The sequence below is a fragment of the Kitasatospora sp. NPDC001159 genome (genome assembly GCF_053598235.1).
In genome coordinates, this window is record NZ_JBSFJV010000019.1 from 81,951 (window position 1) to 106,988 (window position 25,038).

The 25,038-nt window shown below is 72.5% G+C and carries 19 protein-coding genes and 1 pseudogene; 10 read left to right on the top strand and 10 right to left on the bottom strand.

Annotated elements, in window-relative coordinates; all coding sequences use genetic code 11:
• Positions 1-589: 589 nt before the first annotated feature.
• Complete coding sequence (locus tag ACWC9T_RS12870) at positions 590-1,387, top strand: GNAT family N-acetyltransferase (RefSeq protein WP_449821077.1); 798 nt, start codon at positions 590-592, stop codon at positions 1,385-1,387.
• Between the two features lie 87 nt (positions 1,388-1,474).
• On the opposite strand, the gene ACWC9T_RS12875 is transcribed toward ACWC9T_RS12870, so the two are convergent.
• Together ACWC9T_RS12875 and ACWC9T_RS12880 are read right to left on the bottom strand one after the other, a co-directional pair.
• On the bottom strand, positions 1,475-2,608 hold the full coding sequence (locus ACWC9T_RS12875; protein ID WP_449821078.1) for an HAD family hydrolase: 1,134 nt from the start codon (positions 2,606-2,608) through the stop codon (positions 1,475-1,477).
• 426 nt (positions 2,609-3,034) lie between these two features.
• Positions 3,035-3,568, bottom strand: coding sequence for a hypothetical protein (locus ACWC9T_RS12880; protein WP_449821079.1), 534 nt, complete (start codon positions 3,566-3,568; stop codon positions 3,035-3,037).
• A 75-nt stretch (positions 3,569-3,643) separates the two neighbouring features.
• Here ACWC9T_RS12880 and ACWC9T_RS12885 point away from each other — a divergent pair, with 75 nt between their 5' ends.
• Positions 3,644-4,123, top strand: a complete 480-nt coding sequence (locus tag ACWC9T_RS12885) for a universal stress protein (RefSeq protein ID WP_355676745.1) — start codon at positions 3,644-3,646, stop codon at positions 4,121-4,123.
• A gap of 225 nt (positions 4,124-4,348) precedes the next feature.
• Here ACWC9T_RS12885 and ACWC9T_RS12890 read toward each other — a convergent pair whose 3' ends face one another.
• From ACWC9T_RS12890 to ACWC9T_RS12905, 4 genes are all read right to left on the bottom strand, one after another.
• Positions 4,349-5,539, bottom strand: coding sequence for an acyl-CoA dehydrogenase family protein (locus tag ACWC9T_RS12890; protein ID WP_449821096.1), 1,191 nt, complete (start codon positions 5,537-5,539; stop codon positions 4,349-4,351).
• Positions 5,540-5,706: 167 nt separating this feature from the next.
• Positions 5,707-6,693: a hydroxymethylglutaryl-CoA lyase gene (locus ACWC9T_RS12895; RefSeq protein WP_449821080.1), complete on the bottom strand. Its 987-nt coding sequence runs from the start codon at positions 6,691-6,693 to the stop codon at positions 5,707-5,709.
• On the bottom strand, positions 6,690-8,945 hold the full coding sequence (locus tag ACWC9T_RS12900; protein ID WP_449821081.1) for an ATP-binding protein: 2,256 nt from the start codon (positions 8,943-8,945) through the stop codon (positions 6,690-6,692). The genes ACWC9T_RS12895 and ACWC9T_RS12900 overlap by 4 nt, the downstream gene beginning before the upstream one ends.
• Positions 8,946-9,100: 155 nt before the next feature.
• The gene (locus ACWC9T_RS12905; protein ID WP_449821082.1) at positions 9,101-10,798 is read right to left on the bottom strand and encodes a carboxyl transferase domain-containing protein; all 1,698 of its coding nucleotides are present in this window, start codon (positions 10,796-10,798) and stop codon (positions 9,101-9,103) included.
• Between the two features lie 132 nt (positions 10,799-10,930).
• Between ACWC9T_RS12905 and ACWC9T_RS12910 the strand changes: the two genes are divergently transcribed.
• Positions 10,931-11,599 carry an SACE_7040 family transcriptional regulator gene (locus ACWC9T_RS12910; protein ID WP_449821083.1) on the top strand — a complete coding sequence of 223 codons (669 nt, stop codon included), beginning with the start codon at positions 10,931-10,933 and terminating at the stop codon, positions 11,597-11,599.
• A 370-nt stretch (positions 11,600-11,969) separates the two neighbouring features.
• Entirely contained in the window at positions 11,970-15,920 is a 3,951-nt protein-coding gene (locus tag ACWC9T_RS12915) for an ABC transporter ATP-binding protein (protein WP_449821084.1), read from the top strand.
• 128 nt (positions 15,921-16,048) lie between these two features.
• Here ACWC9T_RS12915 and ACWC9T_RS12920 read toward each other — a convergent pair whose 3' ends face one another.
• The gene (locus tag ACWC9T_RS12920) at positions 16,049-16,984 is read right to left on the bottom strand and encodes an ATP-grasp domain-containing protein (RefSeq protein ID WP_449821085.1); all 936 of its coding nucleotides are present in this window, start codon (positions 16,982-16,984) and stop codon (positions 16,049-16,051) included.
• Between the two features lie 123 nt (positions 16,985-17,107).
• On the opposite strand from ACWC9T_RS12920, the gene ACWC9T_RS12925 reads away from it, so the two are divergent.
• Positions 17,108-17,641 (top strand): NUDIX hydrolase, encoded by a 534-nt coding sequence (locus ACWC9T_RS12925; RefSeq protein ID WP_449821086.1) that lies wholly within the window; start codon positions 17,108-17,110, stop codon positions 17,639-17,641.
• Between the two features lie 23 nt (positions 17,642-17,664).
• Here ACWC9T_RS12925 and ACWC9T_RS12930 read toward each other — a convergent pair whose 3' ends face one another.
• From ACWC9T_RS12930 to ACWC9T_RS12940, 3 genes and pseudogenes are all read right to left on the bottom strand, one after another.
• Positions 17,665-18,879, bottom strand: coding sequence for a hypothetical protein (locus tag ACWC9T_RS12930; protein WP_449821087.1), 1,215 nt, complete (start codon positions 18,877-18,879; stop codon positions 17,665-17,667).
• Between the two features lie 126 nt (positions 18,880-19,005).
• Positions 19,006-19,251: a hypothetical protein gene (locus tag ACWC9T_RS12935; RefSeq protein ID WP_449821097.1), complete on the bottom strand. Its 246-nt coding sequence runs from the start codon at positions 19,249-19,251 to the stop codon at positions 19,006-19,008.
• A gap of 214 nt (positions 19,252-19,465) precedes the next feature.
• Positions 19,466-19,729: pseudogene (locus tag ACWC9T_RS12940) on the bottom strand (ABC transporter substrate-binding protein); the annotation flags it as partial.
• 258 nt (positions 19,730-19,987) lie between these two features.
• Here ACWC9T_RS12940 and trpS point away from each other — a divergent pair.
• The 5 genes from trpS to ACWC9T_RS12965 all read left to right on the top strand — a co-directional run bounded on the left by trpS (position 19,988) and on the right by ACWC9T_RS12965 (position 24,612).
• Complete coding sequence (gene trpS, locus ACWC9T_RS12945) at positions 19,988-21,055, top strand: tryptophan--tRNA ligase (RefSeq protein ID WP_449821088.1); 1,068 nt, start codon at positions 19,988-19,990, stop codon at positions 21,053-21,055.
• Between the two features lie 167 nt (positions 21,056-21,222).
• Positions 21,223-22,173 (top strand): S66 peptidase family protein, encoded by a 951-nt coding sequence (locus ACWC9T_RS12950; RefSeq protein ID WP_449821089.1) that lies wholly within the window; start codon positions 21,223-21,225, stop codon positions 22,171-22,173.
• 575 nt (positions 22,174-22,748) lie between these two features.
• Positions 22,749-23,273 (top strand): reverse transcriptase domain-containing protein, encoded by a 525-nt coding sequence (locus tag ACWC9T_RS12955; RefSeq protein WP_449821090.1) that lies wholly within the window; start codon positions 22,749-22,751, stop codon positions 23,271-23,273.
• Positions 23,270-23,830, top strand: a complete 561-nt coding sequence (locus ACWC9T_RS12960; protein WP_449821091.1) for a group II intron maturase-specific domain-containing protein — start codon at positions 23,270-23,272, stop codon at positions 23,828-23,830. Before ACWC9T_RS12955 ends, ACWC9T_RS12960 begins: the two co-directional genes overlap by 4 nt.
• Positions 23,831-23,937: 107 nt before the next feature.
• Positions 23,938-24,612 (top strand): nucleoside/nucleotide kinase family protein, encoded by a 675-nt coding sequence (locus tag ACWC9T_RS12965; protein WP_449821092.1) that lies wholly within the window; start codon positions 23,938-23,940, stop codon positions 24,610-24,612.
• Positions 24,613-25,038 lie beyond the last annotated feature (426 nt).

The following is a 25,038-nucleotide window of genomic DNA, read 5'->3' on the forward strand; positions in this document are numbered from 1 at the left end:
GCGGGATAGGTGGAGTGCGAGGCGGGGCCCGAGGCGCTCGGGGTGCCGGAGGTGCGGGTGGTGGCGGCGGTCGCGGAGGTGCCAGCGCTTCTCGCGGACCGACCCGCGGTGCCGGCCAGCGCCTGGCCGCTGTCAGGACCCGCGTCGCTCCTGCTCACCCTGCTCAAGGCGCTCAAGCCCCCTCGGTGGTGTGGTGTGGGTGGTGCGGCACTGCTCGCCAAGATCGAAATCTATCGGGTGGACCATTGCCGTTGTGACAAGTTCACCATCCGACGCTATGTCGACATGGCAATTTGGCGTGATGCATTCGATCACGAAGCGTGGCACCCGTCGACCCTTCTGGGAAGAGGGCCGGGGCAACGGTGGCTGGTTGTCGCGGGACTGCTCCTGGGGTGTCCGGCTTCCGGGCGCCCGGCCGGCGGGTCTGGGCTGCGGATTTGCCGAAGGGGGAGGGAGCGGCAAGAAATTGACCGAAAATCGGCGGTGCACGTGAGGGCGCACGGGCACGGGTCGTGCGCCTCCCAGGCTTCATCCGGCCAGTGCCGGTGCGGCTCGACCGGGGCAGGGGGCGCCGGGCTACGGTCCCGCCGTGAACACCAACAGCCGGCTCGAACAGGCCAACGACAACGCCGCCGCCTTCTGGCTCGCCCAAGCCCGCGCGCACGGCTGGCAGTTCCGGGTCCTACCGGGGCTGACGGCGGTCCGCTGCGCCCGCGACCCGGACGACTCGCAGCGCTTCCTGGTCACCCGCCCCTGCGCAGAACCAGGCGTCGTGGAACAGGAGTTGGCGGAACTCCTGGATGGGTGGGGGACCAGCCGCTTCACCCTGGAGGACCCGTACGGCGGGCTCGACCTCTCCCGCTTCGGGGCCACCCGGATGCCGGTCATGCCGGTGATGGCGCGTGAGCCCGGCCCGGTCGAGGGCGTGACGGCCGAGTTGCCCGCCGCCTCCCGGGCACGCGGCGGAGGCTCCCTGACGGTGGATGAGGCGCTGGACGGCGACTCCTTCGCCCAGGTCGAGCGGACCGTCGTGGACGGCTTCCCGCTGCCCCGTCAGCCCTGGACACGCGGCGACGCGCTCCCGGAGCAGCTGCTGCGCCAACCCGGCTGCCGGGGCTGGATCGGCCGGGTCGACGGTGCCCCGGCGGGCGCCTGCCTCACCTACGACGACGGCCGGGCCACCGGGGTGTACTGGGTCGCCACCCTGCCCGACCAGCGCGGTCAGGGGGTGGCGCGCGCCGTGCTGCAGACCGCCCTGGCCCACGCGCACCCGGACCGCCCGGCCACCCTGGTCGCCACCTCGCTCGGCGAACCGCTCTACCGCGCCCTCGGGTTCACCGGACTGGCTCCCACCTGCTGGTGGACCCGCATCTCGGCGTGCGACTGACCGGCGGCACCGGGGCGTGGGGCGCGCGGTGGCGCTGTGTGTCCAATTCCGAGCGGGACCCCGACGCGGTCGGAACCGGCCCCGGCGCTACTGGGCGGCCGCCGTGGCCGTGATCGTGACCGGCGCCGAAGCGAAGACGGTCCGGGCGGGTGCGGTGTCATCGACCGTCGCACGGAGGGGTGTTGGGCGCACCGGCGCAACGGCCCGACCGCCGTACGCGCCCGGCTCCGCCCCGGCGCCCGCCCCGATGACCGGTTCCGTGCGCACTTCCGCGCTCTGGCGACCGTCGGCGATCACGGCAAATTCGCCTGATCGGTTTCGGACATCGGCCCCCGCTCCGGAGCCCGAGGCGCCGACCGCCCCGGCCTTCACCCCGGCGTTCAGGGCGCCGGGCGCACTGGGGCCCTCGAGGGCGGTTCCCGTCGGGCGTGCGCCGGACTGCGCGCTGGGCAGCGCCGTCGCGCGCACCGGGACCCGGGCGGGGGCCCCGGCGGGCTGCCGACGCACCGGCTGGCCCGGCCGTACGCCCGCATGGACGCCCGGCCGGGCGGAGGGCGCGTTGCGCGCGGCCAGCACCAGCCCGACGGCTTCCGGCAACCCGGCGGCCTTCAACGTCGGCCGGAAGCCGCTCTCCGCCCACGGCCGGCCGTGGTGCAGCCAGACGCTGCGCAGGCCGGCCAGTTCGGCACCGGCGATGTCGGCGGGCGCGTGGTCCCCGACCATCCAGGTGCGCGTCGCCCAGTCCCCGGTCGGCCGGACGCCGCACCGCTGGGCGGCGATCTCGAAGATCAGCGGATCCGGCTTGACGCAGCCGGCTTCCTCCGAGATCACCCAACCGTCGACCATCGATCCCAGTCCGGTCCGCCGGATCTTCTCCAACTGCGGCTTGGTGCCACCGTTGGAGACGATCCCGAGTGTCCACCCGGCCGCCCGTGCCGCCCGCAGTGCCTCGATGTGCCGGGACGGACAGTGGATGTGCGAGTTGATGCCGCGTCGGAAGTGCGCGAGCAGGAACTCGACGGAGGTGTCCAGTCCGTAGCGGCGCCGGACGGCGGACAGTACGGTGCTGCGCGGCACGTAGCCGCCGCCGTCGAGGGTGACGAACCAGTCGAGGTCACCGGGCGGTAGGTGGTGTTCGGACAGGAAGTCCTGCGCCCAGGCCCGGAAGGCGGCGTCCCGGGGCAGCAGCGTGTTGTCGAGGTCGAACAGGAGCAGGGGCATGCCGAGCATGGTGCCAGCGCCCACGCCTATGCACCTGGCAAATGCCAGAGCGCGTCGCGAAGCCGTACGAAGTGGCTGAAACAGGCCTGGGCGCGTGCTGGACGGATGGCGTTTGGACGGGCTGGCGGGACTCGCGGGGCGTAACGATTCGCGACGTCCCGCAACGGATCGTCGCCAATCCATGACAGTCCGGTCACGGTGTCCGGCGGGCCTGTTGCGCCTTTCGGCCCGCTCAGTCAAGCTCCAGGGAACCTCCTTTCCGGAGGGGGCGCGATCGCCTGCGGGCAGGGCGAACTGTTTCGGCGTGCGCATCCCCCTTTCGCGGGAACAACATCGTTCCAGGGCTTCGCCGCTGGGCTGGGCCCCGTGCCCGTCGTACTCTGAAAGGAACAGGTCACATACGGTGCTGCTCGGCGTAGACCGACGTCATGCCGTGGGCGGGCCTGCTGCCCGGGCGGCGTTGTCCTCTCCTGTCGGCCCCTCTCCCTTGAAGAGCCGTGAGTCATGGCTGTTTTTGAGCCTTCCCGACCGGTCGAACCGGAAGCGCCCCGTAGCGCGGGTACAGAGCCCGGGGCAGACGGCGCTCGCACGAACCTCGACCCGGCCGACGGTAACCGTGACGAGCGCGCCGAAGGGCTCCTGGGCGAGCAAGTCGAAGACCGCGCCGACATCGGCCGTGTCGATGGCAGCCGTGCCGATGACGGCGCCGACGGCCGCGCCGGCGGGCCTGCCGACCCGCACGTGGAGCGCGCCGAGTGCGCGGAGCCCGCTGGCCACCCGTCGACCGGCGAGCCGGACCGTGAGCGGACCGATGCGTCCGGCGACGCGGCCCGGCCCGCAGGCGCGAGCCCTGAGCGGGGTGAACCCCGAGGCCTCGCGCGCGCTCTGCGCAGCCTCACTCGCCTTGGCGGCCTCGCCCGCCGTGACCGCCCAGGGCCGCGCCAGCGGCGTGGCGAGCACCAGCCTGGTCCTGCGGAGCCCCCGGTGACGGGCCGCACCGGCCCGGGCGCCGAGCGCCCGGAGACGGCGCCCGGCATCCTCGGCGGGCACACCGAGCCCTCGGCCCAGGAGGCGCCCGGACGCTCCCTCGACCCGGTGTTCCAGCACGGCGTGGTGGTCGGCTTTGACGGCTCGCTGTCGAGCGAGCGAGCCCTCGCCTACGCGGTCGGCATGGCCCGCCGGTCGCAGTGCGGCCTGGTGATCGTGCATGTCGCCAACCGCCTGCCGGCCACGGTCTGGGCGGGCTGCGAACCGCCGGTCTTCGTCGACCTCCCCGACCACCGGACCGAGGTCCTCGGCCTGGAACTCGCCTGCGCGGACTTCCTCGCGGGGGTGCCGTGGATCCTGATCGAGCGGGGCGGCGACATCTGCCACGAGATCGAGGAGGTCGGCCGCGAGTACGCCGCCGACGCGATCGTCGTCGGCACGACGCACGGCTTGCTCGGCAAGCTCTTCGGCTCGGTCTCCGGTCGGCTGGCGCGGCGGGCCAACCGCCCGGTGATCGTGATCCCTTGAGGACTTCTGAGGGCCCGCGAGACTGCTGCGGAGCCCCTGGCGAGTCCCTACGGGGCCCCGCGGATTCCCCACGGACGTCCGACCCTGGCAACCCTGTTGCTCTGATATCCCCTGAGGTCTCCTCCTGATGCCTTCTCCACGGTCGGCCGCTCCTCAACACGCTCTGCGGAGCGGTGGGTTGACCCGGTGGACTCGGCTCAGGAGGTGACCATCAGGAAGTGATCGTCACGACGTGACGCCGAGCTCCCGGGCGATGAGCATGCGCTGAACCTCAGACGTGCCCTCCCCGATCTCGAGAATCTTGCAGTCGCGCCAGAAGCGGGCGACCGGGAATTCGTTCATGAAGCCGTACCCGCCGTGGATCTGGGTCGCCTCGCGGGCGTTGTCGACGGCGGCCTCGGACGAGTACAGCTTTGCGATCGCGGCCTCCTTCTTGAACGGTTCGCCGTGCAGCAGCCGGGAGGCTGCGTCCCGCCAGGCCAGGCGGGAGGTGTGGGCGCGCAGCTCCATGTCGGCAAGCTTGAACTGGATGGCCTGGTTGGCGCCGATCGGCCGGCCGAAGGCCCGGCGCTCGCCGGCGTACTTCACGGACTCGTCGACGCACCCCTGGGCCAGGCCGGTGGCCAGGGCCGCGATCGCGATGCGGCCCTCGTCGAGGATCCGCAGGAACTGGGCGTAGCCTCGGCCACGCTCGCCCAGCAGGTTGGCCGCGGGAACGCGGCAGTCGGTAAAGGACAATTCGCGGGTGTCGGATGCGTTCCACCCGACCTTCGAGTATTTCTTCGAGACCTGGAACCCAGGGGTCCCGGTGGGCACGATGATGGAGGAGATCTCCCGCACAGGCGAGTGGAATTCGCCCTCTTCACTCGAACGAGCGATCGGTTCGGTGAGCGCGGTGACGGTGACCAGTCCGGTGATGTCGGTGCCGGAGTTGGTGATGAAGCACTTCGTGCCGTTGATGACCCACTCGTCGGTGGTCTCGTCGTAGCGCGCGGTCGTGCGGGTGGCGCCGGCGTCCGACCCGCCCTCCGGCTCGGTGAGGCCGAAGGCGCCGAGGAGTTCGCCCGAGGTCAGTCGGGGCAGCCACTCGCGCTTCTGTTCCGCGGTGCCGAACCGGTAGATAGGCATCGCGCCGAGTGAGACGGCGGCCTCCAGGGTGATCGCCACCGAGGAGTCGACGCGGGCGAGTTCCTCCAGCGCGAGGCCGAGCGCGAAGTAGTCGCCGCCCATGCCGCCGTACTCCTCCGGGAAGGGCAGGCCGAACAGCCCCATTCGCCCCATCTCCCGGACGATCTCGTACGGGAACTCCTCCCGCTCGTAGAACTCGCCGATCTTCGGCGCCACCACGTCCTGGGCGAACTCGGCGACGGTGCGTCGCAGGTCCTCGTACTCGCTGCTGAGCCGGTGGTCGAGCATCTGATCCTCCTGGTGCCCGGCCGGGGCGGCCGCGGGCGTGAACGGGATGGCCGGCATCCGTCGGGTGGTGTGACGGTCGCACGGTGTGGTTGAGGGATGAACGCGGTGCGTGGGGCGCCGGCCGGACCGAACGGGCGGCCGGCGCCGGGAGTCGGGCCGGGGCGGGGTCAGCCCCGAGCGGCGCCGAGCAGCGCCTGGACGGTGCGGGACGGGCTCGGGCGGCCGAGGCGCTCGGCCATCCAGCCGCTGGTCGCCACCAGCGCGCGCAGGTCGACGCCGGTCCGGATGCCGAGCCCGTGCAGCATCCACACCAGGTCCTCGGTGGCCAGGTTGCCGGTGGCGCTCTTCGCGTAGGGGCAGCCGCCCAGGCCGCCCGCCGAGGCGTCCACCGTGGTGACGCCCTCGCGTAGCGCCGCCAGGGTGTTGCTGAGCGCCTGGCCGTAGGTGTCGTGGAAGTGCACGGCGAGCCGGTCGGCCGGTACACCGGCCTTCGCGAAGCCGGTCAGCAGGGCGCCGACCTGGCCGGGGGTGGCCACGCCGATGGTGTCGCCGAGGCTCAGCTCCGCGCAGCCCATCTCCAGCAGCTGCACGCCGTACCGGACCACCTGGTCGACCGGGACGGGCCCCTCCCAGGGGTCGCCGAAGCACATCGAGAGGTAGCCGCGGACCGTGACCCCGGCCGCGGCGGCCCGGGCCACGACCGGGCGGAACATCTCCATGGCCTCGTCCGCCGAGCGGTTGAGGTTGCGCCGGGCGAAGGTCTCGGTGGCGCTGGCGAACACCGCGATGTCGGTGGCGTGGTGGGCGAGCGCGCGGTCGAGGCCGCGCTCGTTGGGCACCAGTACCGGCAGCCGCAGGCCGGGGTGACGCTCCGGCAGGTCGGCGAGCCGGGGCATCAGCTCCTCGGCGTCGGCGAGCTGGGGTACCCATTTCGGGTGAACGAAGCTGGTGGCCTCGACGGTCCGCAGCCCGGCGGCCGCGAGCCGGGCGATGAACTCCGCCTTGACCTCGACGGGCACCAGCGATCCCTCGTTCTGCAGGCCGTCGCGCGGGCCGACCTCGTGGATCCGGACCTCCTCGGGCAGGCCGGGGGCGCGGACCGGGTCGGGCAGGCCCAGGTCGAGGGCGTCGGGGTCGTGGGTGGCGTCGGTCATGACCGCACCTCCGCGGGCTCGGCGGCCTCCTCGGCCGGGGTGACCACGACCAGCAGGGCCTCCATCGCGACGGTGGCGCCGGCGGCGGCCCGCAGCTCGGCCACCACGCCGTCGTGCGGGGCGGCGATCACGTGTTCCATCTTCATGGCCTCCAGCACGAGCAGGGGCTGGCCCTTGCGGACGGTCTCGCCCGCCGTGGTCTTCACGACGGTGACGGTGCCGGGCATCGGGGCGGTCAGGGCGCCGTGGTGGGCGGCGGCCCCGGCGGCGCTCTCGACGACCGGGTCGTAGGCGTGCAGCGGCCAGGCGTCGCCCTCGATGCCGAGCCAGGTCACCGGGCCGGCCGTCAGACCGGGGGTGGTGTCGGTGGCCAGCGCGAAGGCGGTCTGCAGGCCGTCGACGGTCAGGTGCAGTCGTTCACCGGCCAGGGTCGCGCGGGCGCGGTGGACGGGCCCGGCGTCGAGCTGCAGCTCCACCTCGCGGGTGAGCCCGGCGGAATTGTCAGCGGGGTCGGCTACGTTGCCCGCAGTGATCGAACGGATGCGCACCGGCACCGGGTCCTGGCCGGGGGTGCGGAGTCGGTGGGTGGTCCAGGCGGGGGTGCCGCCCAGGCGCCAGCCGGAGGGAAGGGAGAACGGGTCGGTCCAGCCGCCGGGGTCGGCGGCCGGGGTCAGTTCCAGGTGGCGTGCCAGCGCGGCCGCGTAGTAGAGGAGGTGGGCGGGTGACGGCGGTTCGGCCGCCACGGTGTCGGCTTCGTCTGCGGGGCGGGCGGAGGCCGCGGCCCCGGCCGGGGTGGAAGCGTTCGACGGGGAGTACGGCGCGGCGAGCAGGGCTGGCTGCTGCAGGGCCGTCTGTTCCACCAGGCCGGTGTCCAGTCGGCCGGCGACGACCTCCGGGTGGGCGAGCAGTCGGCGCAGGAAGCCGGTGTTGGTGGTGACACCCAGGATGCGGGTGTCGGCCAGCGCGGCGCGGAGCCGGCGCAGTGCGGTCGGGCGGTCGGGCCCGTACGCGATGACCTTGGCGAGCATGGGGTCGTACGCGCTGGTCACGAGAGTTCCGGGGGCGACCCCGGAGTCGACGCGGATGCCCTCGCCCCGGGGCTCGTCCAGGGTGAGGATGCGGCCGCCGGTGGGCAGGAAGTCGCGTTCCGGGTCCTCGGCGCAGATGCGGGCCTCGATGGCGTGGCCCAGGAAGGAGATGTCGGACTGGGCGAACGTGAGCGGTTCGCCGGCGGCGACGCGCAACTGCCACTCGACCAGGTCGAGTCGGACTGAGCCCGGGCCGACGGCGACGGCAAGTTCGGTGACGGGGTGTTCCACCTGGAGACGGGTGTTCATCTCCATGAAGAAGAAGTCCCGCACCCCCTCGGCGGCGGAGGCGGGGGCGTCCGGGTCGATGCCGGGGACGATGAACTCCACGGTGCCGGCCCCGGTGTAGCCGCAGGACTCCGCGGCGCGGACGGCCGCGGCGCCCATCGCGGCGCGGGTCTCGGCATTGAGGAGAACGGAGGGAGCCTCTTCGATCAGCTTCTGGTGGCGGCGCTGCAGACTGCACTCGCGCTCGCCGAGGTGGACGGTTGTGCCGTGGGCGTCGGCCAGCACCTGCACCTCGATGTGGCGCGGCCGGTCGACCCAGCGCTCCAGCAGCAGGGTGTCGTCGCCGAAGGCGGTGCGGGCGACGCGGCGGGCGGCGGCGATCTCGGTGGGCAGGTCGGTGCGGTCCCGCACCAGGCGCATGCCTTTGCCGCCGCCACCGGCGGACGGCTTGAGCAGTACGGGGTAGCCGATCTCGTCGGCGGCGGCGACGAGTTCCTCGTCGGTGGGCGCGGTGGCCTGGCTGCCGGGGACCACCGGGACACCGGCGGCGCGCACGGCCTCCTTGGCGTTGATCTTGTCGCCCATCAGCTCGACCGCGCCGGGAGGCGGGCCGATGAAGACGAGGCCCGCGTCGGCGCAGGCACGGGCGAAGCCGGGGTTCTCCGCGAGGAAGCCGTAGCCGGGGTGCACGGCCTGGGCGCCGGTGCGGTGGGCGGCGGCGAGGATCTGGTCGGTCCGCAGGTAGGTCTCGGCGGCCGAGCTGTCGCTGCGGTCGGCCGGGCCGAGGCGGACCGCGACGTCGGCCTCGCGGACGTGCGGGGCGTCGGCGTCCGCGTCGCTGAAGACGGCGACCGAGCGGACACCGAGCCGCCGCAGGGTGCGGATCACCCGCAGGGCGATCTCGCCGCGGTTGGCGACCAGAACTGTGTCGAACATGGGAGGCGTTCCTCCGGGTCGAGGGGAGCCGTACGAAGGAGGTGGCGGTGGGCGGTTGGGGCGCCGGCCCGGAGGGCGGGCCGGCGCCGCAGGAGTCACACCCGGAGAGGGGGGTCACATCAGGGGGTGCATCACGAGGGTCACACCGTGAGGCGTCACATGCGGAAGACGCCGTACGGCGCGGGCGGCGCCAGCGGGGCGTTGGCGCAGGCGGTGAGGGCGAGTCCGACGACGGTGCGGGTGTCCATCGGGTCGATCACACCGTCGTCCCAGAGCCGGGCGGTGGCGTAGTAGGCGTTGCCCTGGCGCTCGTACTGCTCGCGGACGGGGCGCTTGAACTCCTCCTCCGCCTCGGTCGGCCACTCCTCGCCGTGCGCCTCCAACTGGTCGCGGCGGACGGTGGCGAGGACGGAGGCCGCCTGCTCGCCGCCCATCACGGAGATCTTGGAACCCGGCCACATCCACAGGAAGCGAGGTGAGTAGGCCCGGCCGCACATCGAGTAGTTGCCGGCTCCGTACGAGCCGCCGATCACCACGGTCAGCTTCGGGACCCGGGTACAGGCCACGGCGTTGACCATCTTGGCGCCGTGCTTGGCGATGCCGCCCGCCTCGTACTGCCGGCCGACCATGAACCCGGTGATGTTCTGCAGGAAGAGGAGGGGGATGCCGCGCTGGTCGCACAACTCGATGAAGTGGGCGCCCTTGAGGGCCGACTCGGAGAACAGCACACCGTTGTTGGCGACGATGCCGACGGGGTGGCCGTGGATCCGGGCGAAACCGGTGACCAGGGTCGCGCCGTACTCGGCCTTGAACTCGGCGAAGCGACTGCCGTCGACCAGCCGGGCGATCACCTCGCGCACGTCGTACGGCGTGCGCGGGTCGACCGGGACGGCCCCGTACAGGCCGGCCGGGTCGACGGCCGGCGGCTCGACCGGGGTGAGCGGCCACGGCTTGGCCGCGCGCGGGCCGAGCCCGGACACGATATTGCGGACGATGGAGAGGGCGTGGGCGTCGTCCTCGGCAAGGTGGTCCGTCACGCCCGAGGTGTGGGAGTGCAGGTCGCCGCCGCCCAGTTCCTCGGCGGTGACCACCTCGCCGGTGGCGGCCTTCACCAGCGGCGGCCCGCCCAGGAAGATCGTGCCCTGGTTGCGGACGATCACGGCCTGGTCGCTCATCGCCGGGACGTACGCGCCGCCGGCCGTGCAGGAGCCGAGCACGGCGGCGATCTGCGGGATGCCCGCGGCGGAGAGCCGGGCCTGGTTGTAGAAGATCCGGCCGAAGTGGTCGCGGTCCGGGAAGACCTCGTCCTGCATGGGGAGGAAGGCGCCGCCGGAGTCCACCAGGTAGACACAGGGGAGCCGGTTCTCCAGCGCGACCTCCTGGGCGCGCAGGTGCTTCTTGACCGTCATCGGGTAGTAGGTGCCGCCCTTGACGGTGGCGTCGTTGGCGACCACCACCACCTCGCGTCCGGCGACCCGGCCGATGCCGGCGATCACCCCGGCCGCGGGCGCCGCCCCGTCGTACATCCCGTCGGCGGCCAGCGGGGCCAGCTCCAGGAAGGGCGAGGCGGGGTCGAGCAGGGTGTCCACCCGGTCGCGGGGGAGCAGCTTGCCGCGCGCCGTGTGCCGGGCGCGGGCCTTGGCGCCGCCGCCCAGGGCCGCCGCGTCGAGCTTGGCACGCAGCTCAGCGACCAGGGCCTGGTGCGCCTCGGTGTTGGCCCGGTAGGCCGCGGAGCCCGGGTCGACGGAGGTGCCGAGCCGGGGAGCCGGAGCGGCGGCACCCGGTGCCGCCGCCGTGCCGTTCGCCGCGCTGAGCCGGACGCCGGAGGGGGCGCCGGTGGTTGAGATGGCCATTCCCAAGAGCTCCCTTGCCCTCGGCAGCAGGTGCGCGGGCCGGGCGCGGTGCGCCCGTGAGCCCACGTTAATTAACGTTAACTTACGCGTCCAGGTTAACGGCCGATAACCCGACTGTCTACGATGGGCAGCATGCCGAACGTCCCCGCAGCCTCCGCGCTCCCACGCCGTGACCAGATCCGCCGGGAGGCCGCGCGACTGTTCGCCGCCCGGGGCTTCCTCGGTGTGGGCGTGGACGAGATCGGCAAGGCCGTCGGCATCAGCGGCCCCGGGCTCTACCGCCACTTCGCCGGCAAGGACGCGATGCTCGCCGATCTGCTGATCGGCATCAGCGAGCGCCTGCTGGAGGAGGGGCGGCGCCGGGCGGGCGGCGGCGACGGCCCGTCCGCCGCACTGGACGCGCTGATCAGCGGCCACGTCGACTTCGCCCTGAACGACCGCGACCTGATCACCCTGCACGACCGCGAGCTGCTGAACCTCAAGGAGGAGGACCGCCGCACCGTCCGCCGGCTCCAGCGCGGCTACGTCGAACTGTGGGTGGACGTGGTCCGGCAGGCCTATCCGCCGCTCGCCGACGCCACCGCCGAGCCGGTGGCGCGGGCCGCCGTGCACGCGGTCTTCGGCCTGATCAACTCGACCCCGCACAGCCTCGGCCCGAACCCGGCCCAGGGCGAGCGCACCGGCCTGCAGCGTGACGGCATGGCGGCGTTGCTGCACGCCCTCGCCCACGGGGCCTTCGCGGCTGCCGCCGATTCGGTCGGCTCCGACTCGGCGGCCGCCGACACGTCCGAGCGGGCCTGAGGGCCGGGCGTCACACCGCCCGAGCGTGACACTGCCCGAGTGCTACACCGCCCGAGCGTCACACTGCCCGAGCGTCGCACCGCCCGTGCCCGCCTCCGGCCCTAGGTCCAAAGAACGGTGCCCGCCCACCCCCGGGCCGTTGGGTGCCCGACGAGCCGTCGGCGACCCTGGAGGGGTGGCGGACGTGCGAATCGCAGATGTGTTCGACCGGGAATCAGCGCAAGCCGCAGGCTGTTGCCCAGTCCGCCGGACCGGACGATCCGGGCCGCCCCGGTGTTCACCCCGGCCGCCTCGCGCGGCCGGAAAATGCCATGGCGGCCACCCGACGAAGTGGTTAGCATCCCTAAATATGCCCGAGACTCACGGATCCATGGTGGAGCAATCCCCGAGCGGACCACCGGCCCCCGAGCCGCCCACGGACACGCTCGTCGAGCAGCGGCCCGGGACGAGCGCCGAGACGCACCCCGACGCGCCCGCCGAGGCAGTCGGCTGGCTGCGCCGACTGATCGGCTACAGCTGGCGGTCCCGGCGCAGCCTGCTGCTCGCCTTCGGCGCCTCGCTCCTCGGCATGGCCGTCACGGCGCTGGTGCCGCTGGTCACCAAGCTGATCATCGATGACGTCATCGTCGCCCACACCCGCTCGCTGACCCCGTGGGCGGCGGTGCTGCTGCTCGCCGCCGTCGTGGTCTTCGGCTGTACCCAGGTCCGTCGCTACTACGGTGGCCAGCTCGCGCTCGACGTCCAGCACGACATGCGCAGCGACCTGTTCCGGTCGCTCGGTCGGCTCGACGGCCACCGCCAGGACCGCCTGGACACCGGCCAGGTGGTCGGGCGAGCGACCTCGGACCTCCAGCTGATCAACGGCCTGCTCTCGATGCTGCCGATGATGACCGGTTATCTGCTGATGTTCGTCATGTCGCTGGCCGTGATGCTCTGGCTGTCCCCGCCGCTCACCCTGATCGCCCTGGTCATGGCCCCCGCGCTGTGGTGGGTCAGCGTGCTCAGCCGCAAGCGCCTGTTCCCCGCCACCTGGGCCGCCCAGCAGGAGGCGGCCGCCGTCGCGGGCGTGGTGGACGGCGCGATCGGCGGCGTCCGGGTGGTCAAGGGCTTCGGCCAGGAGGCGCAGGAGCAGGACAAGCTGGAGCAGGCCTCCCGCAACCTCTTCGCCGCCCGGCTCCGTTCGATTCGCCTCAACGCCCGGTACAACCCGGCGATGCAGGCGATCCCGGCTCTCGCCCAGGTCGCGGTGCTGGCCTTCGGCGGCTGGCTGGCCGTCGACGGGCAGGTCTCGCTCGGTACCTTCGTCGCCTTCTCCACCTACGTCGCCCAGATGACCGGGCCGGTGCGGATGATGACCATGGTCATCACGGTCGGCCAGCAGGCCCGGGCGGGCGTCGAGCGCGTCCTGCAGCTGATCGACGAGCGCCCGCTGGTCCAGGAGCGCCCGGAGGCGCTCACCCTGGACCTCACCCGCGACGGCACTACCGCCGGCACCACCGACCGCGTCACCGCCGACACCGCGGACGGCACCACCGACGGAGCCCGGAAGGACGACGCCCCGACCGGTACCGCCGTCGGCCCCAGGGCCCCCGAGGTCGCCCTGGAGTTCGACCAGGTCGAGTTCCGCTACGACCCCGAGCACCCCGCCCCCGTCCTGCACGGCCTCAGCCTGAAGCTGGCCCCCGGCGAGACCCTCGCCCTGGTCGGCGCCTCCGGCTCGGGCAAGTCGACGGTGGCCCAGTTGGTGCCCCGCTTCTACGACCCGGCCGCGGGCACCGTCCGCCTCTACGGGCACGATCTGCGCGACCTCACCCTGGACTCGGTCCGCGCGGCGGTCGGCATCGTCCCCGAGGAGAGCTTCCTCTTCTCGGAGTCGGTCCGCACCAACATCGCCTACGGCCGTCCGGACGCCACCGACGAGCAGGTCGTCGCCGCCGCCCGCGCCGCCCAGGCCGACGAGTTCGTCCGCGCGCTGCCTGACGGCTACGAGACCAAGGTCGGTGAGCAGGGCCTGACCCTTTCCGGCGGTCAGCGCCAGCGCATCGCCCTGGCCCGGGCGATCCTCACCGATCCCCGGATCCTGCTGCTGGACGACGCCACCTCCGCGGTGGACCCGCAGGTCGAGGCGGAGATCCACGACGCGCTGCGCTCGGTGATGACCGGCCGCACCACCCTGCTGATCGCCCACCGCCGCTCGACCCTCCAGCTCGCCGACCGGATCGCCGTTCTGGACCGCGGCCGACTGCTGGACATCGGGACGCACGAGGAACTCGAAGCCCGATGTTCCCAGTACCGGGCCCTGATCACGGACCCCGAGGCCGGCCGCACCTCTCGGCCCGACCGGGCAACCGATCCCACCGAGCCGGCGACCGACGAGGCCGAGCAGGGCGGGCGAACCGGCCGGGCCGAGCAGTCCCCCGCTCCCGCGACCGCCGCCACCCCCGCCCTGACCAAGGCGGCCCGCACCGCCGACCCCGACCTGATGGCCAAGGTCGCCGCGCTCCCGCCGGCCGCCGACACCCCGGCCGTCCCCCGCGTCGAGGCCGAGGCCGGCGACCCCGACTTCACGCTGGGCCGCCTGCTGCGGCCCTTCCGTGCCCCGCTGGCCCTGGCCTTCCTCCTGGTCGCCCTGGACGCGGCCGCCGGCCTGGTGCTCCCGGTGCTGATCCGGCACGGCATCGACGAGGGGGTCCGCAAGGGCCTGATGGCCGGCGTCGCGGTGGCCGCGCTCACCGCGCTGGTCGTGGTCCTGCTGGACTGGGTGGTGCAGAGCGCCGAGAACCGGGTCAGCGGCCGCACCGGCGAGCGCGTGCTCTACACCCTTCGGCTCAAGATCTTCGCGCACCTCAACCGGCTCGGCCTGGACTACTACGAGCGCGAGCTGACCGGCCGGATCATGACCCGGATGACCACCGACCTGGACTCGCTGACGTCCTTCCTGCAGACCGGCATGGTCACCGCCGTGGTCAGCCTGCTGACCTTCGCCGGGATCTTCGTCGCCCTGCTGATCATCGACGCCGGCCTGGCCCTGGTGGTCTTCGCCGTCCTGCCGTTGCTGGTGATCGCCACCCTGGTGTTCCGCAAGAAGTCCAAGGACCAGTACGAGCGCTCCCGCGACCTGATCAGCACGGTCAACGCCGACCTGCAGGAGAACGTGGCCGGCATGCGGATCGTCCAGGCCTTCCGCCGGCTGGACACCAACACCGACCGCTTCGTGGCCCGCGGTATCGCCTACCGCGAGGCCCGGGTCCGCGCACAGCTCTACATCTCGCTGTACTTCCCGTTCGTCCAGTTCCTCTCCAGCGTGGCCGCCGCGCTCGTGCTGATCGTCGGTGCCGCCCGGGTCGACGCCGGGACGCTGACGGTCGGCGCGCTGGTCGCGTACCTGCTCTACATCGACCTGTTCTTCGCCCCGGTCAACCAGCTGTCCCAGGTGTTCGACGGCTACCAGCAGGCCTCGGTCGGCCTGGGCCGGATCCGCGAGCTGCTGCGCACCCCGACCACCACCGCCGAGGCGGCCGACCCGGTCCCGGTACCCAAGGGGCTGCGCGGCGAGATCTCCTTCGAGGGCGTCGGCTTCGCCTACAACGGCGGCGCGGACGGTGCCCCGGAGGTGCTGAGTGACGTGAACCTGCACATCCCCGCCGGTCAGACGGTGGCGCTGGTCGGCGAGACCGGCGCGGGCAAGTCGACGCTGGTCAAGCTGGTCGCCCGGTTCTACGACGCGACGGCCGGCACCGTCCGGGTGGACGGCGTCGACCTGACCCACTACGACCTGGCGCGGTACCGCCATCACCTGGGCGTGGTGCCGCAGGAGTCGTACCTGTTCGCCGGCACGATCCGCGAGGCGATCGCGTACGGCCGGCCGGACGCCTCGGCGGCCGAGGTGGAGGCGGCGGCCCGCTCGGTCGGCGCGCACGACATGATCGTCCGACTGTCGGGCGGCTACGACCACGAGGTCGCCGGCCGCGGACGGAACCTCTCGGCGGGCCAGCGCCAGCTGATCGCCCTGGCCCGGGCCGAACTGGTCGACCCGGACATCCTGCTGCTGGACGAGGCCACCGCGGCGCTCGACCTGGCCACCGAGGCGGCCGTCAACCAGGCCGCCGACCGGCTCAGCGGCGGTCGCACCACCCTGGTCATCGCGCACCGCCTGACCACCGCCGAGCGAGCCGACCGGGTGGTCGTGCTGGACCACGGCCGGGTGGTCGAGGACGGCACCCACACCGAACTGCTCGCCCGGGACGGCGTGTACGCCCGGCTCTGGCAGGCGTTCATCGCGGACGGCCACCCGGCGGCCGAAACGGTCGCCGCCAGGTAGCCCCTCCGGCCTCGACGGAAGCCACCCGGACCGAAAGCGGCCGAAAGCCGCCCCGACCGAAGCTGCCCGGACCGAAGGGGGTCCGGACCGAAGGGGGTCCGGACCGATCGCCGCCGACGGCCAAGCCGTCAGGCGGCGATCAGCGAGGCCAGCAGCCCGGAGGCGTCGATCCCGCGCGGCAGGTCGCTCACCTGCCCGTCCCCGACCTCGACCACCCGCCAGCCGGACCCGTCGGCCCGGCTGGCGAGGTCGGTGGTGACGAAACGGCAGCCGAGTCTGCGCACCAGTGCGGGGACGTCGGTCAGGTTGGGCTCGACCTCCTGGTGCGGGGCGTCCGGATGCGGCCCGATCAGGATCGGCCGGCCGTCCAGCCACCACACCCGGGCCTCCAGGGCCCGCCCGCCGGTACCGTTCGCGCCGTCCGATCCGCCGTTCGCGTGGTCCGGCCCCCCGTTCGAGCGCTCGAACTCCTCGTACCGCCGCAGCACCACCCCGCCGGTCAGGAACTCGCCCTGCAGCTCGACGAACCGGCCGACCACCCGGCCGACGGCTGCCAGATCGGCCAACTCCGGCACGTAGCAGGCCTCGTGCCATTCGTGCTTGCGCGACTTCACGTAGTCCTTGACGATCGCCGGCCCGCTCCCGCCGAGCCGGGCCGCGGCCGCCGCCAGTTCCTCCGGCCCGGGCGCCGCCGCCCCGGCGGACGGAATCCAGACGCTGAGCGGGGTCGCCCCCTCGAACGCGCCGTACCAGCCGGGCAGTTCGTGTGCCGCCGCATAACCGGGCGCGCTGGTCAGCAGGTCGCCGCCGCGGGCGGTGAGCGCGGCGGCGAACTCGGCGTACCGGGCGGAAGGGAGCATCCAACCCCGGTACCAGAGCGGGCCGCTGTCCCGGGGCACCCGCCGGACCGCTTCCTCGGCGTGCCCGGCGAACAGCGCGTCGTGGTCGACGAGGTGGTGTTCGCCGCCCAATTCCCGCAGCAGCCTGGCCTCCCAGGTGAAGTGCGGATCGGGCCGGCGCGGGTTGAGCGGATCGGCGGGGAAGATGAGCGAGGGTACGGGCATGGCGGCCAGGGTATGGCCGGCGGGCCGGCCGCGGCGCGGCCTCGGCGCAGGGCGCGGTTCAAGCGGGTGACCAGCGCGGTGAATTCGCTCGACGCCCCGGTCGGGCGCTGTCAGAGTGTCCCGATGCGAAATCTGCTGCGACCCCGCAAACGCGTTCCCCGGCAGGCCGCCCGCACGGTGGTGCTGGACGAGAACGGCTCGGTGTTCCTGCTCCGTTCGGACAACGACGAGGTCGGCGTGCACTGGACCATGCCGGGGGGTGGTCTGGAGCGCGGCGAGAGCCCGCTGGTCGGCGCCCGGCGTGAGCTGTGGGAGGAGACCGGCTGGACCGACCTCGAGCCCGGCCCGCTGCTCTGCACCTGGGAGCACGACTTCACCTGGCACGGCACCCCGGTCCGCCAGCACGAGCACATCTACCTGACCAGCGGACCGCACCGCGGCCCGGTCGGCGACGTCAGCGCGGTGCACGCGCAGGACCGGATCCTCGACTGGCGCTGGTGGACCCCGGCCGATCTGGCCGACGAGAACGCCGACGCGCTCTGGCCGCCCCGGCTTCCGGAGTTGCTGGACGCCGTCCGCACGGGCTGGGCGGTCGACGGGTGCCCTCCGGTGCCCGTCGACCTCGGCTACATCCCGAACGCCCCGGCGGCCGGCTAGCCCGGCGCGCCGGACGGCCGTCGCTACCCGCGCCCGCCGCGCCGCCCGCGCCCGGCGACCGGACCGGGCTCCCAGCCGTGCAGGTCCAGCTCCCGGTCGTGCAGAGCCCAGGGGTTCATCATCACCGTCAGCTGGGCGTCGGCGAGCTGCCCGAGGGTCAGCCCGGTCTCGGTGAGCAGTTGCTCGGTCGACACGGAGACGGCGATGGCGGGACGCCAGGAGGGCAGCACGACCAGGCTGGTGCCGCGTCCGACCCGGATCGGCTCCGCCGCCACCCGGACCGGCGTCCGCTCCTCCGAGCGGCCGACGGCCTCGGGCTGGCCGGGGCTGCCGCCGATCAGGATGCCCAGCGGCGGTTCCGCCCGGGCCGCCCCGGACCCGGCCTCGCTCCCGACTCCGGACGAAGCTCCGAACGAGGCTCCGTTCAGGGCTCCGTACGGGGCTCCGAACGCGGTCTCCACGGCGGCGCCCGGAGGCATGTGATCAGCCACCGCCCCCGTTGCACCGGCCGGTTCACCCACCCATGCCGCACCGTGCGGCTCCGCCCCCACCGGGTCGGTCGCGGCCGTCTCCCGTGCGGCCGCCTCCTGCCCGGTCCGGTCGGCCTGCGGGTGCATCCGGCGCAGTCGGCGCGAGGGCGACGGCCGCCGGGAACCGGGGCTCCGGACCTCCTCGCGCGCCGAACGCGGCACCGGTGCGGGCCGGTTGGCCTTGGTCGGCGCGGCCGGTTGCTGGAGCCGGACGAACCCCGGCCCGGTCCCGCCGACGGGGACGTCCTGCTCGGAGGGGCCCTCCACGGCCTCCTCGCCGAGCAGTGCCCGTACCTCCTCGACCGGGCGCCGGCACGCGGCCGCCAGCTCGGCCAGCGAACGCCCCTCGGCGCGCGCGGCCCGCAGCCGGTCGGCGAAGGCCGCCCGGAGCCGCGCCGTCGTAGGATCGCCCTCCGCCGCAGCCGGTTCGGCGGCCGCGGCGAGGTACGCCTCCACGTCCTCCTTGGTGCGCGGCTGCGGCACCGAGCCGTGGCGGGAGGTGCAGCGCTGCCGGGTCGCGCCGGACGCGGCCGCGCCGCCCTCGGCGGCCGTGGCGATCGAGCAGATCTGCGCGGAAAGCGCGTCCGGGACGGACGTTGCGGCCGTGACGGGCGGGACGGCGCCCGGAGGTGAGGAGCCGGCGCCGTCCGCGGGCGGGCCGGGCAGGGACGGGTCGGTGGCGGTGGCGGTGGGATGGAGCGAGGTCATCGGCGGGCCCTTCGGGGGACGGTCTCGACGATCCTCCCGCACCGCGCGACCAGCTCCAAGCGTCATTCCCGGGCGTGTGCGCGCGACCACCGAGAGATCACGGCCGCCCCTACCGGGCGTATCGGCTCAACTTCCGGGCGCGACGAAGCCCTTGAGATCGGCCAGTACCGCGTTCGCCGCCGTGACGCCGAGCCCGAGGAACCAGGTCTCGTCCGAAACCGGCCGGGCCTGACCGGACTTGACCGCGACGAGGGTCTTCCAGAGCGCGCCGCCGAGCACCGCGTCCTGGTTGGTCGAGCCTGGGGTGCCGTACACGCCGTAGAAGATCCAGCCGGCGTCGGCCTTGTCGATCTGCTCCGGGCTGACCTCCACCGCCAGCTCCTTGACCTGCTCGATCCCGGGCTGCGGCAGCGGTACGTCGGTCAGGACGGTGCCGATGAAGGACGGCTCGGCGTGGAGCCTGGTCCGGCCCGGTATGAAGCGCAGCGGCGTGGATGGTGGGCCGTTTGTCGCCGAGCTCGGCGCCGATCGCGGCGGCGACCGCCCGGTCGGCGCCGAGCTGCGCCTTGGCCTCGGCCTCCAGGCCGAACGGGCTGGCGTTGAGCAGGAAGTTCTGCTTCCACGGGTAGCCGGGGCGCAGCGAGAAGACGGTCGGCGCGATCTTGGACAGCTGCGCGTACTGGTCCTGGGCGCGCAGCTGGCTGCCAAGGATCAGGTCGGGCTTGAGCGCGGCGACCGCCTCCAGGTTGAGGCTGTTGATGGTGCCGACGGCGACGGGGTTGCCGGCCTTCTCCTTGAGGTAGGACGGCAGGGACTTGGAAGCGTCAAGTGTGGACGACGCCGAACCCATCCCGTCGCCCGTCGTGGCCCCCAGAGGGGGCCGTCGCCGAAGGGCTGTGCCGACAAAGGCCGGTGCCGCGGTGGGAGTGCCGCTATCGTTGAACGCATGAAGCGCTTCACGGGCCTGAGCTGGTGGCCGTCCTAGGACGGCCACCTCACTCGCCTGACCAGGGCCGTCCGGGATGGACGGCCCTGCTGCGTTTCCCCCGCGGGACGGGCCCCTCGCCCCGGACGGCCGACACCACCGCCGTACCGAGGGAGAACCCCGATGACCACCGCCACCACCGCAACCACCATCACCGCGGCCACGTCCGACCTGCTCGCCCCGGAGCCGATCGACGACCCGGCCGCCCACCGCGTCCTCACCGGTGACCGCCCCACCGGCCCGCTCCACCTCGGCCACTACTTCGGCACCCTGCACAACCGGGTCCGGCTCCAGGACCAGGGTGTCGAGATGTTCGTCCTGGTCGCCGACTACCAGGTCATCACCGACCGAGACCTGGCCGACCGGCTCGCCGAGCACACCGAGAACCTCGTCCTCGACTACCTCGCGGCCGGCCTCGACCCCGAGCGCGCCACGATCTTCGCGCACAGTGCCGTTCCCGCCCTCAACCAGCTGCTGCTGCCCTTCCTCAGTCTGGTCAGTGTCGCCGAACTGAGCCGCAATCCCACCGTCAAGGACGAGATCGCCCACTCCAGCCAGGCCGCCGTCAACGGACTGATGTTCACCTACCCCGTCCACCAGGCTGCCGACATCCTGTTCTGCAAGGCCGACCTCGTCCCGGTCGGCCAGGACCAGCTGCCGCACCTCGAAGTCGCCCGCACCGTCGCCCGCCGCTTCAACGAGCGCTACCCGCACGCCGATGGCAGCGCCGTCTTCCCCCGGCCCAAGGCCCTGCTCTCCGAAGCTCCGATGCTGCTCGGCACCGACGGCGGCAAGATGAGCAAGAGCCGCGGCAACGCCGTCGCCCTCGGTGCCACCGAGGACGAGACCGCCCGGATCATCCGCGGCGCCAAGACCGACGCCGAACGCCGGATCAGCTACGACCCGGAGAGCCGCCCCGAGGTGTCCGGCCTCGTCCTGCTCGCCGCGCTCTGCCAGGACCGCGCCCCCGAGGCGATCGCCGAGGAGGTCGGCGACGGCGGGGCCGCCGCGCTCAAGCGCACCGTCACCGAATCGGTCAACGAGTACTTCCGCCCGATGCGCGCCCGCCGCGCCGAACTCGCCGCCGACCGCGGCCACCTGCGGCAGGTCCTGCGCGACGGCGCCGAGCGCGCCAACGCCATCGCCGACGCCACCCTCGCCGAGGTGCGGGAAGTGATGGGCGCGATCTGAAGAGCCATCAGCCTGCTCCGGAGCGTCCCCAGCCGGACTGAAACGCCCTCAGTCCGTCGACCCGCGGACATCGGCCGGTCAAGGCGTGGGCATATCGTCACCGGGCGGTCTCGACCACACCCCGAGGCCGCCCGCAGCCCCCACTCCTTCCTCGAAAGGCCCGGCCCATGGACCAGCACCCGACCACGTCCGGCCAGGGACTGACCCGTCCGCCGCACCTGCGCCCCGGCGACCACATCGCCGTCGTCGCCCCCAGCGGCCCGATCGACCCCGAGCGACTCACCGCCGGCTGCGAGATCCTCCGCTCCTGGGGCCTGCGCGTCACCGTCGCACCGCACGTCCTCGACACCCACCCCACCCTCGGCTACCTGGCCGGCACCGACGCTGACCGTGCCGCCGACATCCAGAACGCCTGGCTCGACCCCACCGTCGACGCCGTCATCTGCGCCCGCGGTGGCTACGGCGTCCACCGCGTGGTCGACCTGCTCGACTGGACGGCGATGCGCGCGGCCCGGCCCAAGCCCTTCATCGGCTTCAGCGACGTCAGCTCCCTGCACGAGGCCTTCGCCCAGCGCGTCAGCCTTGCCACCCTGTACGGGCCGCTGGCCGCCGGCACCTCCTTCGTCAACGACGGCCCTACCGCCGAACACCTGCGCCGCACCCTCTTCGAGCCCGCCGCCACCACCGTCCTCACCTCGCCCACCGCCACCGCACTCGTCTCCGGCCGCGCCCGCGGTGTCACCGCCGGGGGATGCGTCCACGTCCTCGCCGCCGAGCGAGGCACACCAGCCGCCCGCCCCTCCTATGAGGGCAGCATCCTGATCCTCGAAGACGTGAACGAGCACCCGTACCAGCTCGACCGCCTGCTCACCCAGTTCCTGCGCTCCGGGGCCCTCGACGGCGTGGCCGGCATAGCCCTCGGCTCCTGGGAGGGCTGCGGATGCCCCGAACGCGTCCGGGACGTGATGCTCGACCGCCTCGGCGACCTCGGCGTGCCCGTGATCTGGGAACTGGGCTTCGGTCACTGCCCGTCCACCCTCACGGTCCCGCTCGGCGTCCCCGTCCTGCTCGACGCTGACGCCGGCACCCTCACGCTGGACCTGCCCGCCCTCTCCTGAGCCGGCCTCCGGGCCCCCGAATAAGTAGGGTGCGGCCATGTTGCGTCCTGAAAGCTGGTCCAGGCTCGCGGGTGGAAGTCCCGTCCGGGTAGACACCGGAGTGCCCGGTAGCAGGTCCCGGTTCGTCGTGGAGACGCGGCGGGCTGAGCGGGATGTCAAGAGCCCCTTCGGGGGGAGCAAGCACGCGGGCCGTAGCATCAAGCGAACCTTGCAGCCTCGTCACACCACAACGGAGAAGCCGAGCCCCTCATGTCCGGGCGAAGGCCATGTCCTGGGGGCCCTGTTCCGGGTCAGCCCTCGGGGTTCTCCCGGGGTATGGAGGGCGGCGCGTGTGCACAGTCTGGGCCGGAACAGGAGAGACCCGTCTGACCACGCCTGACGTCGGGCAAGAGACCAGACGTATAAGCCGATGGTGAAGTCGTCCGGAGGGCAGCGGGAGTCCGATGGGGTCGTAGTACCGCTGATCGGCGTGCAGCACAACGCGTCGGGAGGGAAGGGCCCCAACTTTGATCACGCTCGTGGCGGAGGTAAGCGCGAGGGCATGGCCGGAGAGAGATCGGTCAACCACCCCGGCGATGCTCGGCGAACTCCAGCAGGCTCTGCGCTCAGGTACGTACCGTCCCGCGCCGGCCAGGCGTGTGGACATCCCGAAACCACAGGGTGGCAAGCGGCCGCTGGGCATTCCCACGGTGCGCGACAGAGTGGCCCAGCAGGCGGTGAAGATCGCCCTGGAGCCGGTGTTCGAGGCAGACTTCCTGCCGTCCTCGTACGGGTACCGGCCGAAGCGGTCAGCGTTGCAGGCGATGGAGCGTCTTCGGACGGGCTTCATCGAGGGCCGTTGTGTCGTCGTGGAGTTCGACGTCCGCAACTTCTTCGGCGAGATCGACCACGGTCGGCTCCTCGCCGCGGTGGGGCGTCGGGTGTCGGACCGCAGGGTGCTCAAGCTGCTGCGGTTGTGGCTACAGCCGGTTGTGATGGTGGATGGGGAGGTGCGGCGGACGGTCGCCGGGACTACCTCAGGGCGGGGTGATCTCACCCTTGCTGGCCAATATCTACCTGCACGTCCTGGACACCGAGCTCGTGGAGCGCGGTGTCGGTGAGCTGGTGGCGGTACGCGGACGACGGTGTCGTCCTGTGCCGGTCGGTGAGCAATGCCAGGAACGCCTTGGCGGTGGTCGGGGAGATCCTCGGCGAGCTGGGGCTGGAGCTGCACCCGGACAAAACGAAGGTGGTTGACCTCAGAGTCGACTTCCTCGACTGCCACTTCAGAGCCCGCTTCTCGGGCAAGGTGTGGGAGAAGTGGCGCAAGGTGCGCCTCTACCTGCACCGTTGGCCCTCGCAGGCGGCGATGAAGCGACTCCGGGAGGAGGTCCATGACAGGACCGACTGCCGTCGGACGGGAACGAACATCCGCGACGTGATCGCGGAGTTGAATCCGATCCTGCGCGGCTGGGGCGCCTATTTCCGAACCGGGAATGCCGCCCGGAAGTTCAGACAGATTGACCGATACGTGCTGGATCGGCTCCGCGGACTCGTGGTGAGGAAGCGAGGCCGCAACCTCCGAGCAGGTCAGGCAGCTGTGTGGACGGACGAGTGGTTCATCGGGCACGGCCTGCACAGTCTGCGTGGCACGGTTCGCTATCCGAAGACCGCGTAACCCAGTCAAGAAGATCATCGGTAAGCCGTGTGCGGGAAAACCGCATGCACGGATTGAAAGGGGACGGAGGAACCAGGCCCGCGAGGGCACTGCGCCTCCAACTACCAATGAACGAGGACCGCCTCACTGCCCTTGCCCTCGGATTCCTCCGCGGTCCGGGCAGCAACGCCCGTACGATCCTCGGACTTGCCGGCCCGCCCGGTGCCGGCAAGTCCACCCTGGCCCGCCATCTGGTCGCCGAGGTCGAACGCACCGAAGGCCCCGGCACCGCCGCGTACGTCCCGCTCGACGGCTTCCACCTCTCCGCCGCCCAGCTCGACCGCCTCGGCCTGACCCACCACAAGGGAGCCCCGGCCACCTTCGACGCCCACGGCTACCTCGCCCTGCTGCGCCGCATCGCCACCGACCGCTTCGAGGACATCTACGTCCCCGACTTCGACCGCACCCTGGACGAGCCGGTCGCCGCCCGCCACGTCGTCCGCCCGCACACCCGCCTGGTCATCACCGAGGGCAACTACCTCGCCTCCGCCGAGACCCCCTGGCCGGACGCCCGCCGACTGCTCCGCGAACTCTGGTACGTCCACACCGACGACGCCGTCCGCGAGGATCGCCTGCTCCGCCGCCACCGCGACGGCGGCCGCGACGAGGCCGCCGCCCGCCAGTGGGTCACCGGCAACGACCACCCCAACGGCGAGTACGTGAAGCCGGGCCGCGTGCTCTGCACCCGGACCGTCGCCGGAATCGGTTTGCCCGAAGCGCCGGATAGGGGTAGTGTTCTCTAGTCGCTCGGCAGGGAGCACCGGACACGCATCCGCGCGGACGGTCCCGGGGCGGCCAATCCTCTGAAACACCACTTCCGGTTCGTGCCGGTCGTTTTCGCGTGCTTGCGTTGCGGCTTGGTGCTTATTCGGCGTGCGCGTTTTATCGGATTGCGGCCGGATTCGCTTTTCGGAGCGGGGATCGGCTAGTGTTTGAAACGTCGGACAGGGCGTCAAGCCTTGGAAGACACCGGCGAGTTGGATGAACGAAGCCCCGGAAACGGAGCGGAAAACATCTGATAAGCTGGAAACACGAAAGAACGAAGCGCCCGGAGGGCCCGCTGGAAGGCGGTCCGAAGGAAGTGTCCGTTCCTTGAGAACTCAACAGCGTGCCAAAAGTCAACGCCAGATATGTTGACATCCCCGGCCTCGGTCGTTTGATCGGGGTTG